Genomic DNA, 15,270 nt, shown 5'->3' on the forward strand with positions numbered 1-15,270 from the left:
CGATGACCAATTTTTCGCCCCGTGAAATCGTTTCCGAACTGGACCGCTACATCATCGGCCAGAAGGACGCCAAGCGCGCCGTCTCGATCGCGCTGCGCAACCGCTGGCGGCGGCAGCAGCTCGAAGGCGCGATCAAGGACGAGGTGCTGCCGAAGAACATCCTGATGATCGGCCCGACCGGCGTCGGCAAGACGGAAATCTCGCGCCGGCTGGCGCGGCTCGCGGGCGCGCCGTTCATCAAGATCGAGGCGACCAAGTTCACCGAGGTCGGCTATGTCGGCCGCGACGTCGAGTCGATCGTCCGCGATCTGGTCGAAACCGGCATCGGGCTGGTGCGCGAAAGCCGCCGCAAGGAAGTGCGCGCCAAGGCGCATCTGGAAGCCGAGGAGCGGGTACTCGACGCGCTGGTCGGCCAGAATGCGAGCCCGTCGACCCGCGACAGCTTCCGCAAAAAGCTGCGCGAGGGCCAGCTCGACGACAAGGAAATCGAGGTCGAGGTCGCCGCCCAGGCGCAGATGCCGAGCCTCGACATGCCGGGCATGCCGGGCGCCTCGATCGGCATGATCAACCTCAACGACATCTTCGGCAAGGCGTTCGGCGGCCAGCGCAAGACCGTTCGCACAACGGTGTCGAAATCCTACGAGCTCCTGATCAACGAGGAATCCGACAAGCTGCTCGACGACGACCAGATCGTGCAGGAAGCAATCCAGTCGGTCGAAAACGACGGCATCGTCTTCCTCGACGAGATCGACAAGATCTGCGCGCGCGAAAACCGCGGCGGCGCGGATGTCAGCCGCGAGGGCGTGCAGCGCGACCTGCTGCCGCTGATCGAAGGCACCACGGTGTCGACCAAGCACGGGCCGGTGAAGACGGACCACATCCTGTTCATCGCGTCGGGCGCCTTCCACGTCTCGAGCCCGGCCGACCTGTTGCCGGAACTGCAGGGCCGGCTGCCGATCCGCGTCGAACTGAAGGCGCTCGGCAAGGACGATTTCCGCCGCATCCTGACCGAGACCGAGGCGAGCCTGATCAAGCAGTATGTGGCGCTGATGGCCACCGAAGGCGTGACGCTCGAATTCACCGACGACGCCATCGACTCGATTGCTGGCATCGCGGTCGACATCAACTCCACGGTGGAAAATATCGGCGCGCGGCGGCTGCAGACGGTGATGGAACGCATTCTCGACGAGATTTCGTTCACCGCACCCGACCGCTCCGGCGAGACGATCGTCATCGATGGCGCGCATGTCGAGGACAATATCGGCGACCTGGCGAAGAACGCCGACCTGTCGCGCTTCATCCTGTAGGCGGGCGGCGAAACGGCCGCGCACGACCAATCACCGCGATTTTATCGCGGAAAAGCCGGGAAACCCGGATTTCCACTTCGTTTCCGATCCTGTATGAGGTAGGCAGACGCGGCGGAAACCGGGTGTGTCCGGTTTTGCGTTTCGAGGGCCACCGAACGCGCCGCAGCGGCCTGCCGCCGAATGCCTCGCGCGTTGGCAGGCGATGAGTTCAGTTTTAAGTACCAGACGCTACGCCGGCTCAGAAACGGCGACGCGCCAAGAGTTGGTCGCGCCCCGGGGAATTGTGTTCCCGGTCACAGCGGCGATATTTGGAATGTGGAATTAAGGGCTCGCGCCCTGCGGCTGAACCGGTTTTTCGATCCGGTGCGCCGCGTGCGCAGCCAGCGAGCAAAACGCAAGAGAAGCAACGCGGTCACCTTATCCATGCGCATTTCCCGTACGATCTGCCGATTGCCCCTTTCCGCCCTTGCGGTGCGATCCGCCCTGGTTGCCGCGGTTGCCGTGACGATCGGACTTGCCGATGGCGTCACCGCGCCGGTTCCCGCCGAAGCCAAGGTCATCACCGTGCCGGAGGGCAACCGGTCGAAAGAACAGCCGAAGGTGCCGGGCTTTTCGGTTCAGCGCACGCGCGCGACCAAATCGAGCTTCGAGGCCAAGTACAAGCGGGTCTATTCGGCGCTGGAGCGCGACAGCCGGCTGATCGGCAAGATCAAGCGCGTTGCCAAGATCTACGATATCGATCCGGTCCACATGATCGGCGCCATCGTCGGCGAGCACACCTACAACGTCGACTCGATGGACCACCTGCAGACCTATTACATCAAGGCGCTGGAATATGCCGGCTCGGCGCTGGTGTTCTCCTATGACGGCGTTCGGGTCACCGAATTCGTCGAGCAGGAAGCCTTCGACAAGTGCAAGAAGGCCAAGGGCAGCAACGCGCTGTGGACCTGCCGGGAAGCGGTCTGGGAAACGGTCTATCGCGGCCGCGTCGTCGACGGCGTGCGCTACGAGAACACCCGCTTCGGCCAGGCCTTCTTCCAGCCGATGTTCGCCGGACAGACCTTCGGCCTTGGCCAGCTCAACCCGCTGACCGCGCTGAAGATGAACGACATGGTGGCCGACAAGGGCGGGCTGGCGCGACTCGATCCGGCCAACGCGCCCTACGTCTATCGCGCGATCATGGATCCCGACACGTCGCTGCACTACATGGCGGCCGTGATCCGTTCGAGCATCGACGCCTATCGCGAGACCGCCGGGTTCGACATCGCCAACAATCCGGGCATCACCGCAACGCTCTACAATGTCGGCAACGCGGAAATCCGGGCGCGTCAGCTCAGGGCGATCAATCGCAAGCGCCAGCGCGCGCGGCGCAAGCTGCTGTGGCCGGTCGAGAACTATTACGGCTGGCTGGTCAACGACAAGATCGAAGAGCTGCGCAAACTGCTTTAGGAGGCGCGTTCCGCGTCCGCGTTCGGGCGGCGGCAACAGGTCCCTTGCCGAGCCGCGCTGCCGATGGCAGCATGCGGCATGGGCATCACGCGACGCAGTCTGGAAGCCGGCCACAAGCGCAAATTCCTCGTCATCATCGACGACACCCCGGAATGCGAGCGGGCGGTGGCGTTTGCCGCCAAGCGCGCGGAGCATACCGGCGGCGCGCTGATCATGCTCTATGTGATCATGCCCGGCGATTTCCAGCACTGGCTCGGCGTCGAGGACGTGATGCGCGCCGAGGCGATGGACGAGGCCGAGCAGACGGTGGCGCATTTCGTCGACCGCGCCCGCGCGATGGCGGCGGTCGACCCCGAAACGGTGATCCGCGAGGGCAAGCGGGCGGACGAAATCCGCTCGCTCATCCAGGAAGACGAGGACATCGCCATTCTGGTGCTCGGCGCATCGACCGAGAAGGAAGGCCCGGGACCGCTGGTGACCGCGCTTGCGGGCCGGCTCGCCGGATCCTTCCCGATTCCGATCACCCTGGTGCCGGGCAACCTCAGCGATGAACAAATAAGCGCCATTGCATGATCGCGCCGGGGACGGCATAAGCGTGGCAACAGCGCTTTTCCGCCAAAGCCCTTGAAGGCCGGCTAACTGCGCCCAATGTTACTGACAAGCAAATCAGGGAGGGCGGCACGGCCGCCGACAGCGTAGCGATGTTCATTCAGACTGAAACCACCCCCAATCCGGCAACCTTGAAGTTCCTTCCCGGCCAGGAGGTGCTCGGCAACGGCACGCTCGACATCCGTTCGGCCGAGGACGCGTCTCAGTCGCCGCTCGCCGCCCGCCTGTTCGAGATCGACGGCGTCGAGGCGGTGTTCCTCGGTAGCGACTTCATCACCGTGTCGAAGACGATCGGCGACTGGCAGCACATCAAGCCGGCCGTGCTCGGCGCCATCATGGAGCACTATCTGACCGGCGCGCCGATGCTGTCGGCCGGCAGCGCCAAGAAAGCCGGTGACGAGTTCTTCAGCGAGGACGACACGGCAATCGTCGAGACGATCAAGAACCTGCTCGACACCCGCGTCCGCCCGGCGGTCGCCCAGGACGGCGGCGATATCACCTTCAAGGGCTTCGAGAAAGGCATCGTCTACCTGACCATGCGCGGCGCCTGCTCGGGCTGCCCGTCAGCCACGGCGACGCTGAAGGGCGGCATCGAGAACCTGCTCAAGCACTTCATCCCGGAAGTGCAGGAAGTCCGCTCGGTCTGACCCCCTTTCGGGACGCGGACCGGCAACGAACACGCCAGCGGCCACCGATGCACCCGTCGTTTTCGGCGGGCGAGCGGTGGCCGCAGGTATTTTGACAAGCGATTTCAGGAGAGCCTCATCATGGTCGATACGCCGCTTTTTCACACTCCGCTGTCGGATGCCGCCCTCGACCAGCTGTTCCGGCAGGCGCGCACGCACAATGCCTGGCAGGACCGTCCCGTCGAGGACACCACGCTCAGGGCGCTGGCGGATCTGCTGAAATGGGGTCCGACGAGCGCCAACTGCTCGCCGATGCGAATCGTCTTCGTGAAGTCCGATGCGGCGAAGGAGAAGCTGCGCCCGCTCCTGATGGAGGGCAATCAGGCGAAAGTGATGGCCGCGCCGGTCACCGCGCTGCTCGGATACGACCTCGATTTCCCGGACACGTTGCCGCAGCTCTTTCCCCATACCGACGCCCGTTCGTGGTTCGCCGGCAATGATGCGCTGATCGAGGAAACCGCTTTCCGCAATTCCTCGCTGCAGGGCGCCTACCTCATTCTGGCGGCCCGCTCGCTCGGCCTCGACACCGGCCCGATGTCCGGTTTCGACAAGCAAGGCGTGGAAAAGACATTCTTCCCAACCGGCCGAATCAAGGCCAATTTCATCTGCAGTCTGGGCTATGGCGACCCCGCCGGCCTGTTCGAACGCTCGCCGCGGTTCGATTTCGACGAATTCTGCAGCATCGTCTGAGCCGGCCTTTCACCGGACTTTCGTACTCGCTTTCGTGCCGCCTTAGCCGAAAGCGCGACTCGACATCTATCGCCGGTCCGGCTAAGCGCGATCATTATGCGCCTTCTCGCGATCGACACAGCTCTGGCCAACTGCTCGGCCGCCGTCCTGGATGACTCCGGCGGCGTCGACCGCCTCGTCGTGGCCAGCGAGGAAATCGGCCGCGGCCATGCCGAGCGGCTGATGGACATGATCGGCGCGGTTCTTGCCGACGCCGAGCTCGGCTTTGCCGAACTCGACCGGGTCGTTGTCACTGTCGGCCCCGGCAGCTTCACCGGCGTACGCGTCGGCGTTGCCATGGCGCGCGGGCTCGGACTGGTGCTCGAAAAGCCGGTGATCGGCGTGACGACGCTGGCGGCCATCGCCCACGAGGTTCGCAACCAGTATCCCTCGACGCCGGTCGCGGCGGTGCTCGACGCAAAGCGCGGCGAACTCTACGGCCAGATCTTTTCGGGAAAACGGGCGCTGTGCCCGCCGGTTGCCGAATCAGCGGCGGCCTTTGCCGAGCGCCTGCCGAACGAAATCATGCTGATCGGGTCTGCCGCGCCAATGGTCGCAGAGGCCGCCGGGCAGATCGGGCATACGGCAACGGTGCTTTCCCATATCGGAGCGCCGACAGCGGCAGCGGTCGCTCGTCTCGGCCGCGAAATGCCCGCCACCGACGTACCGCCTTCGCCGCTCTATCTCAGGCCGCCTGACGCCAAGCCGCAGGAAGGCGCGCGGATCGCGCGGGCGTGACGCGATGTGGTGGCCGTCTTCCCCGTTGATCATCGATGACGCGACGCTCGACGACGCCGACGAGTTGAGCGCGGTTCATGCGACCGGCTTCGATCCGATGTGGAGCGGCGGAGAGATTGCCGGGCTTTTGCGCGATGAAACCGTGTTCGGCATCGTTGCCCGGCGCGGCAGCCCGTTCGGCAGCCGCCGGCCCGTCGGCTTTGTGCTGGTACGCATGGCCGCCGACGAAGCCGAGATTTTGACGATCGCCGTCAGGCCCAGCCACCGCAAGCGCGGTGTCGGCCGTTCCCTGCTCGAAGCCGCGCTGCGCCGGCTCTACCATGATCGGATTGCCGCGCTATTTCTCGAAGTCGACGCGGGCAACGCAGGTGCGGTGTCGCTCTATCGCAAACTCGGCTTCCGGCAGGTGGGCGAGCGAACTGGTTACTACCGGACGGGGAACGGCGAGCGCAGCACGGCGCTTGTCATGCGGCGCGATCTTCGCTAAGCCGCTAGAGTACCTGTCTGGCAAAAAAGGGCGGATTTTTAGGTGACACAGGCAGCGCCTTCCAAGCCGATCGAAGAATTGTGTGTCGACAAGGGCATGCGGATGACGGAACAGCGCCGCGTGATCGCGCGCGTTCTGCAGAGCTCCGAGGACCATCCCGACGTCGAAGAGCTCTATCGCAGAGCATCCAAGATCGATCCAAACATCTCGATTTCGACGGTCTACCGGACGGTGAAGCTGTTCGAGGATGCCGGCATCATCGAACGTCACGACTTCCGCGACGGGCGTTCGCGCTACGAACCGATTTCCGAGGAACACCACGACCATCTGATCGACCTGCGTACCGGCGACGTCATCGAATTTCGTGACGAGGAGATCGAGCGGCTGCAGGACGCCATCGCCCGCCGGCTCGGCTTCCGTCTCGTCGACCACCGGCTGGAACTGTACGGCGTACCCCTGGACGAGAAGAAATCCTCCTGACGCCATGGGCACGCTGCGCGCCGTTCTGGTGCTCATAGCGCTCGTCCCACCGACGCTGGTCGCCATTGTCCTGCAATGGTTGTTCGTCAAGCTGAACCTGCGCGCGGCCGCGCTGCTTCCCGTCTGGTGGCACCGTTACGTGCTCGCCCTGATCGGCATCCGCGTTATCGCCAAGGGCGCGCCGACGACCGCGCGGCCGATGCTGATCCTCGCCAATCACGCCTCCTGGCTCGATATCGAGATCCTCGGCTCGCTGATGCCGCTCTCCTTCATCGCCAAGGCGGAAGTCGCCGGCTGGCCGATCTTCGGGCTGTTCGCCAAATTGCAACGCACCGTCTTCGTAGACCGCACGCGGCGTTCGAAGACCGGCGAGGTGGCGAGTGCCATCGCCGAGCGGCTGAACGACGGCGATGCCATGGTGCTGTTCGCCGAGGGCACCTCGAACGACGGCAACGGCGTGCTGCCGTTCCGTTCCGCGCTCATCGGCGCTGCCCGCAACGCGGTGCTGCATGGTGGCCACGAGCGGGTCTGGATCCAGCCGCTGTCGATCGCCTACACCACGCTCGGCGGCATTCCGATGGGCCGCTACGAGCGGCCGCTGGTCGCCTGGTATGGCGATATGGAGATGTTCCCGCATCTGTGGGCGATCCTGAAGAAGGGCGCCATCGACGTCGAGATCCGTTGGGGCCATCCGATCCCCTATGACGAGGACAGCGACCGCAAGGCGATCGCGCTTGGCGCCGAACGCGTGGTGCGGGCGATGACGCTCGACGCTCTGCGCGGCAGCGGCACCTTCGAGACCGACAAGGTGCACGCCGAACTGTCATAGGCGGCCCGTAGAGTCGGTGGCGATTCCCCCGTTTTGCGCCCGGAAACATGCTCACGGGGCGGTATTTCAGGGAAGCTATTCTCAGGGCGGGGAAAACGCGATAAACGAACCGGCAGAAAACAACGGATAACGCTGCGCCCCGACGGTGGGCGGGCAAGAATTGGCAAGGGTATCCAGCGCGGATACCGATGGTGAGTGGCAGTGACGAAAAACACGGGCAAAGTCTTCATCAAGACCTACGGATGCCAGATGAACGTCTATGATTCCGAACGGATGACGGACGTGCTGGCGCCGGCCGGGTTCGAGACGACGGACGACATGGATGCCGCCGACCTGATCCTGCTCAATACCTGCCATATCCGCGAAAAGGCGGCCGAGAAGGTCTATTCCGAGCTCGGCCGGCTGCGTCAGCTGAAGGAAGCCCGCGCCGCCGACGGTCGCACGACGATGATCGGCGTTGCCGGTTGCGTCGCGCAGGCCGAGGGCAAGGAGATCGTGCGGCGGGCGCCGGTGGTCGATTTCGTCGTCGGGCCGCAGAGCTATCACCGCCTGCCCGGCCTCGTCGACAAGGCCCGCGCGGGGGCGCGCGCGGTGGAGACGGAGTTCCCGGCCGAGGACAAGTTCGACCATCTGCCGCCGGCCGGCGAAGCGGTTCAAAAGGCGCGTGGCTTCACCGCCTTCCTCACCGTGCAGGAAGGCTGCGACAAGTTCTGCACCTTCTGCGTCGTGCCCTATACGCGCGGCGAGGAAGTCTCGCGCCCGGTCGGGCGTATCCTGGAGGAAGCGCGGCGGCTGGCGGCGGCCGGCGTGCGCGAGGTGACGCTGCTCGGCCAGAACGTCAATGCCTTCCACGGCACCGGCCCCGACGGCCGGCCCTGGGGTCTCGGCGAACTCTTGTTCGCGCTTGCCGACATTCCCGGTCTCGACCGGCTGCGCTACACCACCAGCCACCCGCGCGACATGGATGACGCATTGATCGCCGCGCATCGCGATCTGCCGGCGCTGATGCCCTATCTGCATCTGCCGGTGCAGTCGGGTTCGGACCGGATCCTGAAGGCGATGAACCGCCGGCATGACCGCGACACCTATTTCCGCCTCGTCGAACGCATCCGCACCGCCCGTCCCGATATCGCGCTGTCGGGCGATTTCATCGTCGGCTTCCCCGGCGAGAGCGATGCCGATTTCGCCGACACGATGGCGCTCATTGAACAGGTCGGCTACGCGCAGGCCTATTCGTTCAAATACAGCCCGCGCCCGGGCACGCCGGCGGCAGAGCACGACGATCAGGTCGAGGAAGCGGTGAAGTCGGAACGGCTGACCGCGCTGCAGGAACTGCTGAATGCCCAGCAGCAGGCGTTCAACCGTGGCAAAGCGGGCACGCAGATGGATATTCTGCTCGAACGCCCCGGTCGCAAGCCCGGCCAGCTTGCGGGTCGCTCGCCGTGGCTGCAAGCTGTCCATGTCGAGGCGCCGGCGGACCTCATCGGCGAAATCGTAACAGTGCGGATCGACGATGTCGGTCCGAACAGCCTGTTCGGCACCTTGCGCGAACCGGTAGCCGCGGATAGCGGCAAGGAACTGGCCGACGCCACACAGGGAGACAGGGCTTCGTGAACGATCAAACCCCCGTCAGCGATCAGACGCCGCAAAAACCGACCGCCTCGGACCTGACGCATATCGTTCTCGGCTTCGACGACAACGCCCTCGCCTGTGACCTGTTCGGCCAGTTCGACCAGAATCTGGCGCTGATCGAACAGCGGCTCGGCATCGACCTCGTCGCGCACGGCAATCAGGTGACGATCAAGGGCACCGAGGACGCCTGCGGACAGGCGCGCCACGCGCTCGAGACGCTCTATGAGCGGCTGCGCAAGGGCCATGAAATCCATCCGAGTGACGTCGATGGCGCGCTGCGCGAGGCGGTCGCCGCCGGCACCCAGCTCAATCTGCCGACGATCGAGCCGAAGGCGCGGCGCAGCTTCGCGCAGGTCTCGACACGGCGGCGCACGATCATCGCCCGTACCGCCGCGCAGGACGCCTATCTGCGGGCCATGGACCGCGCCGACCTCGTCTTCGGCACCGGGCCGGCCGGCACCGGCAAGACGTTCCTCGCGGTCGCCTATGCGGCGACGCTGCTGGAACGCGGCGAGATCTCGCGCCTCATCCTGTCGCGCCCGGCGGTGGAAGCCGGCGAACGGCTCGGCTTCCTGCCCGGCGACATGCGCGAGAAGGTCGATCCCTATCTGCGGCCGCTCTATGACGCGCTTTACGAGATGATGCCGGCGGAAAAGGTCGAGCGCGGCCTGCAGTCGGGCATGATCGAAGTGGCGCCGCTCGCCTTCATGCGCGGGCGCACGCTGTCGAACGCGGTCGTGATCCTCGACGAGGCGCAGAACACCTCGACGATGCAGATGAAGATGTTCCTGACCCGGCTCGGCGAGAATTCGAAGATGATCGTCACCGGCGATCCGAGCCAGGTCGACCTGCCGCCGGGCATCGCGTCCGGCCTCGTCAACGCGCTCGATATCCTCAACGGGGTCGAGGGCGTGGTCGAAATCCGCTTCAGCGACGCCGACGTGGTGCGCCACGAGCTGGTCGCACGCATCGTCCGCGCCTACGACAAGGCGGGACGGGGAAAGGCCGCGAAAGAATGAGCGACGGCCGAATATCCGGCGATGCGCCCTTTGCCATCGCCGTCACCATCGAGGCGGCAGGCTGGCCCGACGAGGCCAGGCTGGAAGCGCTGATCGCGCAGGCCGCGAGCGTTGCCGTCGATCTCGCCGATCTCGAAGCCCATCCGGGTTCCGAACTCAGCGTGGTGTTTACCGACGACGCGGCGATCCGCGTTCTCAACCGCGACTACCGTGGCAAGGACAAGGCGACCAACGTGCTGTCCTTCCCGCTCGATGTGGACGAGGACGGCATCGCGGGGCCGCTGATTGGCGACATCATTCTGGCGCGCGAGACGCTGGAACGCGAGGCGGGCGAACAGGGGGTTACATTCGAGGCCCACCTGACCCATCTGATCGTTCACGGAGTTCTTCATCTTTTCGGATATGATCACGAAACCGATGATGACGCTGAAGAGATGGAAGGCCGCGAAATCGCCATTCTCGCAGCGCTTGGTATCGCCGACCCCTACGGGATGGACCCGGTTCGGGAATGAATCTGGCGGCAATGCCGCGAATAGTTGCAACAACGGATCGCATTTTCCGCGATCCCGTGATTTGATCGGACTTTAGTTTTGAATCGACCCATGCGTTCAGGAGCCATGAGCACCGCTGAATCCCAGAGCGGGACGTCCGCTGAACCGGAACCGTCCCCTAGTCCCTCTCCCCCCGCCGCCGTGGCCGAGCCGCAGCGCGAGGAGGAGACACCCACCACATCCAGTGGCGACGACGGCTGGTTCGACCGTATCAAGGGTCTGCTCGGCTTCGGAGGCAGCGAAACGCTGCGCGAGAGCATCGAGGACGCGCTGGCGCGCGACGAACAGGAACACCACCAGTTCACACCGGAAGAGCGGCTCTTGCTGCGCAACATCCTGCGGCTGCGGGAAGTGCGCATCGACGACGTGATGGTGCCGCGCGCCGACATCGACGCGGTCGAGGAGCAGACCGCGCTGGCCGACATCATCGTGATGTTCCGCGAGTCCGGTCACTCCCGCATGCCGGTCTACCGCGAGACGCTCGACGATCCGCGCGGCATGGTTCACATCAAGGATCTGATGGCGCTGATCACTGAACGGATGATCGAGACGCCGCAGCCGCTGGCCGATGACGAAGCCGCGCCGGGCCGCGACAAGGGCGAATCCGGGACGGCCCCGCAGGCGCCATTCGATCTGTGCGCCGTCGACCTCTCCCAGCCGCTTGCCGAAACGCGCCTGATCCGGCCGGTCCTGTTCGTGCCACCGTCGATGCCGGCGCCGGACCTGATGGCCAAGATGCAGGCGACGCGCATTCAGATGGCGCTGGTGATCGACGAATATGGCGGCACCGACGGTCTGGCTTCGCTGGAAGACCTGGTGGAAACGGTCGTCGGCGACATCGAAGACGAACACGATGAAGACGACGAGCCGGTGGTCTCGCTGACCGCGGACGGCGTGTGGACGGCGGATGCGCGCGTCGCGCTCGAGGACGCCCAGCCCGTGCTCGGTCCTGAATTCGATATCGGCGAGCTCGGCGAGGAAGTCGACACGCTTGGCGGACTGTTGTTCACCCTGATCGGGCGGATCCCGGTACGCGGCGAGCTGATCGCCTCCGACGAGCTGCCGGGCTTCGAGTTCGAAGTGCTCGACGCCGATCCGCGGCGGATCAAGAAGCTGCGCATCTTCCGCCGCCGCGACGCGCGTTCGGTGGAAAGCCGCCGCCGGCTGCGCACGGTCGGTGGCACGGACAGCGGGGATGCCGCTGAAGCCAGCGAAAAGGACTGACGCGGTCCCGGGCGCGAACACGCGCCCGAGCTTTCTACTGCCCTATTCGGCCTTGTCGGGAATATCGGCGATCGTCGGCACCACGGTGGCGAAGCGGTCGGCGAGCCCCGCGAGGCTTGCTTCCTTGACGATTTTCGCGGTCAGCACGTCGCCCGACACCGGCGAGGCGAGATCGCGCGTCGCCGTGCAGTCGGCGGGAATGGTGACCATAAAGCCCTGCTCGCTCGCGGCCCGCGTCGTCGCATCGACGCACATATGGTTCATAAAGCCAACGATGATCAGCTTCTTGCGGCCGTGTTCGGCGAGGATGTCGGCAAGGTTCGTGCCGGCAAAGCTGTTCGGCAGCGTCTTGCGGGTGACGGATTCGCCGATGCGCGGGCCGATATCGGCGATCGGCGCACCCTCCGGCGAAGCGGGATCAAACAGGCCGCCCGGGCGGCCTTCGTGCACGATGTGATGAACCGGCACACCCAGACCGCGCGCACGGGTCAGAAGATCGCCGATTGCCTCGACCGCCGCGTCGATCCCTTCAAGCGGCAACTTGCCGGAGCGGTACTCTTCCTGCGCGTCGACAACGAGGATCGCCGACTCGGATAGCGCCGACGGCTTCGGCGTCACTCCAGCCATTTCAAGAAGCGTTTGCGGCAGCATGGCACTCTCCAGACATGAAAGAGACAGGTCGCCGCGACGGTGCAACCGTCGCAGCGGTATTTCTAGTCCGCGACAGCCGGGCTGTCGACGGCCTCAAGGCGGAAGGCAGCGGCCATCAGCGCCTTGGTGTAGTCGGTCTGCGGATGATCGAAGATTGCTTCGGCCGGGCCCGATTCCACCACTTCGCCGGCACGCATGACGATGACCTCGTTGGCCAACGCGCGCACCACCTTCAGATCATGAGAAATGAACAGATAGGCGAGGTTGTGGCGCTTCTGCAAATCGCGCAGCAGGTCCACGACCTGCGCCTGCACGCTCATGTCGAGGGCCGAGGTCGGTTCGTCGAGCATGACGAACTTCGGCTCCAGCACCATGGCGCGGGCAATCGAGATACGCTGGCGCTGACCGCCGGAGAATTCGTGCGGATAGCGATGACGGGCTTCCGGGTCGAGACCGACCTCCTGAAGCGCCTTGACGACGCGGCGGTCGCGCTCTTCGGCCGACAGGTCGGGGGCATGCACCTGCAGCCCCTCAGCGACGATCGAGCCGATCGACATGCGCGGGCTGAGTGAGCCGTAGGGATCCTGGAAGACGACCTGCAGGTCGCGGCGCAGCGGCCGCATCGTTTTCCAGTTGGCGCCCTGGATATCGCGGCCGAGATAGGCGATGCGGCCTTTCGAGGAGATCAGCCGCAGCAATGCGAGACCGAGCGTCGTCTTGCCGGAACCGGACTCGCCGACGACGCCGAGCGTCTGACCCTCGCGCACCGTCACGTCGACGCCGTCGACGGCCTTGATGTGACCGACGGTGCGACGCAGGAAGCCACGCTTGATCGGGAACCAGACCTTCAGCTTGTCGGCCTCGACGACGACCGGGGCGGAGGTGTCGGTCGCCGGCGGGTCGCCCTTCGGCTCGGCGGCGAGCAGGTGCCTGGTATAGGGGTGCTGCGGCGCGTCGAAGAGCTGCTTCACCGGCCCTTCCTCGACGATCTCGCCCTTGGTCATGACGCAGACGCGGTCGGCGATCTTCCTGACGATGCCGAGATCATGGGTGATGAACAGCATTGCCATGTTGCGGCTTTGCTGCAGCTCCCTCAGCAGCGCAAGGATCTGCGCCTGCACCGTCACGTCGAGCGCGGTCGTCGGTTCGTCGGCGATCAAAAGGTCGGGCTCGTTGGCGAGCGCCATTGCGATCATGACGCGCTGGCGCTGACCGCCGGAGAGCTGATGCGGGTAGCTGGCAAGCCGCTTTTCCGGCTCGCGGATGTGCACCTGATCGAGCAGTTCGAGCACGCGGTCGCGCGCCGCCTGGCCGCTCAATCCCTTGTGGATCGACAGGTTCTCACCGATCTGCCGTTCGACCGTGTGCAGCGGATTGAGCGACGACATCGGCTCCTGGAAGATCATCGAAATGTCGTTGCCGCGCACCCGGCGCAGATCCCGCTCATCGGAATCGAGCAGGTCCTCGCCGTTGAACAGCACCTGGCCGTTCGGGTGGAAGGCGGCTGGATAGGGCAGCAGCTTCAGGGTCGACAGCGCGGTCACGGATTTTCCGGACCCGGATTCGCCGACCAGCGCGACGACCTCGCCCGGCGCGATATCGAAGGAGACGTGGCGCACGGCTTCGGTGACGTTGCCGCCCTGGCGGAAATGCACCGAGAGGTCGCGGACGGAGAGAAGCGGGGTCTTGGACGGTGTCGGCTTTGTCATCTCGCCCTCCCTCACTTGAACGTCTTGCGCGGATCGAAGGCGTCGCGCACCGCCTCGCCGATGAAGATCAGCAGCGAGAGCATGATGGAAATGACGAAGAAGCCGGCAAGGCCGAGCCACGGTGCTTCGATGTTGCGTTTGCCCTGCTGCAGCAGCTCGCCGAGCGAGGCCGAGCCGGGCGGCAGGCCGAAGCCGAGGAAGTCGAGCGAGGTCAGCGTGGTGATCGAGCCGTTGAGGATGAACGGCATGAAGGTCAGCGTCGCGACCATGGCGTTCGGCAACAGATGCCGCCACATGATGGTGCGGTTGGAGACGCCGAGCGCGCGCGCCGCGTTGATGTATTCGAAATTGCGGCCGCGCAGGAATTCCGCGCGCACGACACCGACGAGCGCGACCCACGAAAACAACAGCAGGATGCCGAGCAGAATCCAGAAGTTCGGCACCAGCACGCTGGAAATGATGAGTAGCAGGTAGAGCGCCGGGATCGATGTCCATATCTCGATGAAGCGCTGGAACAGAAGGTCGACCCAGCCGCCGAAATAGCCCTGCACGGCGCCGGCCGAGACGCCGACAACGGAGGAGATGACGGTCAGGATGAGGCCGAACAGCACGGAGATGCGGAAGCCGTAGATTAGCCGGGCAACGACGTCGCGACCCTGATCGTCGGTGCCGAGCCAGTTGAAATTGCCGGTGGTGCAGTTCGGGTCGCCGGTGCCGTCCTTGTATTTCTGGCACAGCGTGTCGCGCTCCAGCGCGAAGGCGGGCGCGGAGGGGGCCGGCGTCGGGATCTCGGTGTTGACCGTCTGGTAGGAGTAGCGGATCGGTGGCCAGACCATCCAGCCATTATCCTCGATCTCCTTTTGGATATACGGATCGCGGTAGTCGGTGACGGCGTAGAAGCCGCCGAATTTCTCTTCCGGATAGTCGACGAAGACCGGCGCCAGAAGCTCGCCCTTGTAGGAGACGATGAGCGGGCGGTCGTTGGCGATGAACTCGGCAAACAGCGACAGCACGAACAGGACGAGGAACAGCCACAGCGCCCAGAAGCCGCGCCTGTTGGCACGGAAGTTCTGCCAGCGGCGCTGGTTGAGCGGCGACAGGGTGAAGCGCGAGGGTTTGCTCACCGGTGCCTCGGCGGCTGAAACGGCGGGATCGGTCGTCGTGTCCATC

At 65.0% G+C, this 15,270-nt stretch carries 16 protein-coding genes; 13 read left to right on the forward strand and 3 right to left on the reverse strand.

The window, feature by feature from the left end:
• The first annotated feature begins 2 nt into the window (after window positions 1-2).
• The 13 genes from C0606_07410 to C0606_07470 all read left to right on the forward strand — a co-directional run bounded on the left by C0606_07410 (window position 3) and on the right by C0606_07470 (window position 11,740).
• Window positions 3-1,307: an HslU--HslV peptidase ATPase subunit gene (locus tag C0606_07410; GenBank protein PLX38060.1), complete on the forward strand. Its 1,305-nt coding sequence runs from the start codon at window positions 3-5 to the stop codon at window positions 1,305-1,307.
• Between the two features lie 423 nt (window positions 1,308-1,730).
• Window positions 1,731-2,756 carry a hypothetical protein gene (locus C0606_07415; GenBank protein PLX38061.1) on the forward strand — a complete coding sequence of 342 codons (1,026 nt, stop codon included), beginning with the start codon at window positions 1,731-1,733 and terminating at the stop codon, window positions 2,754-2,756.
• 78 nt (window positions 2,757-2,834) lie between these two features.
• Entirely contained in the window at window positions 2,835-3,329 is a 495-nt protein-coding gene (locus tag C0606_07420) for a universal stress protein UspA (GenBank protein PLX38062.1), read from the forward strand.
• 128 nt (window positions 3,330-3,457) lie between these two features.
• The gene (locus tag C0606_07425; protein PLX38063.1) at window positions 3,458-4,012 is read left to right on the forward strand and encodes a NifU family protein; all 555 of its coding nucleotides are present in this window, start codon (window positions 3,458-3,460) and stop codon (window positions 4,010-4,012) included.
• A gap of 120 nt (window positions 4,013-4,132) precedes the next feature.
• A complete protein-coding gene (locus C0606_07430; protein ID PLX38064.1) occupies window positions 4,133-4,741 on the forward strand; it encodes a malonic semialdehyde reductase in 609 nt (202 codons plus the stop codon).
• 96 nt (window positions 4,742-4,837) lie between these two features.
• The gene (gene tsaB / locus C0606_07435) at window positions 4,838-5,518 is read left to right on the forward strand and encodes a tRNA (adenosine(37)-N6)-threonylcarbamoyltransferase complex dimerization subunit type 1 TsaB (GenBank protein ID PLX38065.1); all 681 of its coding nucleotides are present in this window, start codon (window positions 4,838-4,840) and stop codon (window positions 5,516-5,518) included.
• A gap of 4 nt (window positions 5,519-5,522) precedes the next feature.
• Window positions 5,523-6,005, forward strand: a complete 483-nt coding sequence (locus C0606_07440; protein PLX38066.1) for a ribosomal-protein-alanine N-acetyltransferase — start codon at window positions 5,523-5,525, stop codon at window positions 6,003-6,005.
• Between the two features lie 96 nt (window positions 6,006-6,101).
• Window positions 6,102-6,485, forward strand: a complete 384-nt coding sequence (locus C0606_07445) for a transcriptional repressor (protein ID PLX38736.1) — start codon at window positions 6,102-6,104, stop codon at window positions 6,483-6,485.
• A 13-nt stretch (window positions 6,486-6,498) separates the two neighbouring features.
• The gene (locus tag C0606_07450; GenBank protein PLX38737.1) at window positions 6,499-7,314 is read left to right on the forward strand and encodes a 1-acyl-sn-glycerol-3-phosphate acyltransferase; all 816 of its coding nucleotides are present in this window, start codon (window positions 6,499-6,501) and stop codon (window positions 7,312-7,314) included.
• 249 nt (window positions 7,315-7,563) lie between these two features.
• Window positions 7,564-8,928: a tRNA (N6-isopentenyl adenosine(37)-C2)-methylthiotransferase MiaB gene (locus C0606_07455; protein ID PLX38738.1), complete on the forward strand. Its 1,365-nt coding sequence runs from the start codon at window positions 7,564-7,566 to the stop codon at window positions 8,926-8,928.
• 53 nt (window positions 8,929-8,981) lie between these two features.
• Window positions 8,982-9,965: a phosphate starvation-inducible protein PhoH gene (locus tag C0606_07460; GenBank protein ID PLX38739.1), complete on the forward strand. Its 984-nt coding sequence runs from the start codon at window positions 8,982-8,984 to the stop codon at window positions 9,963-9,965.
• Complete coding sequence (gene ybeY, locus C0606_07465; protein PLX38067.1) at window positions 9,962-10,477, forward strand: rRNA maturation RNase YbeY; 516 nt, start codon at window positions 9,962-9,964, stop codon at window positions 10,475-10,477. Before C0606_07460 ends, ybeY begins: the two co-directional genes overlap by 4 nt.
• Before the next feature lie 105 nt (window positions 10,478-10,582).
• Window positions 10,583-11,740 carry a hypothetical protein gene (locus tag C0606_07470; GenBank protein PLX38068.1) on the forward strand — a complete coding sequence of 386 codons (1,158 nt, stop codon included), beginning with the start codon at window positions 10,583-10,585 and terminating at the stop codon, window positions 11,738-11,740.
• 42 nt (window positions 11,741-11,782) lie between these two features.
• On the opposite strand, the gene C0606_07475 is transcribed toward C0606_07470, so the two are convergent.
• The 3 genes from C0606_07475 to C0606_07485 all read right to left on the reverse strand — a co-directional run bounded on the left by C0606_07475 (window position 11,783) and on the right by C0606_07485 (window position 15,269).
• Window positions 11,783-12,391 (reverse strand): cysteine hydrolase, encoded by a 609-nt coding sequence (locus tag C0606_07475; GenBank protein PLX38069.1) that lies wholly within the window; start codon window positions 12,389-12,391, stop codon window positions 11,783-11,785.
• 62 nt (window positions 12,392-12,453) lie between these two features.
• Window positions 12,454-14,100, reverse strand: coding sequence for a microcin ABC transporter ATP-binding protein (locus C0606_07480; protein PLX38070.1), 1,647 nt, complete (start codon window positions 14,098-14,100; stop codon window positions 12,454-12,456).
• A gap of 11 nt (window positions 14,101-14,111) precedes the next feature.
• Complete coding sequence (locus tag C0606_07485; protein ID PLX38071.1) at window positions 14,112-15,269, reverse strand: peptide ABC transporter permease; 1,158 nt, start codon at window positions 15,267-15,269, stop codon at window positions 14,112-14,114.
• Window position 15,270: the final 1 nt, after the last annotated feature.

This window comes from Hyphomicrobiales bacterium (assembly GCA_002869065.1).
Lineage (GTDB): Bacteria > Pseudomonadota > Alphaproteobacteria > Rhizobiales > Rhodobiaceae > Rhodobium.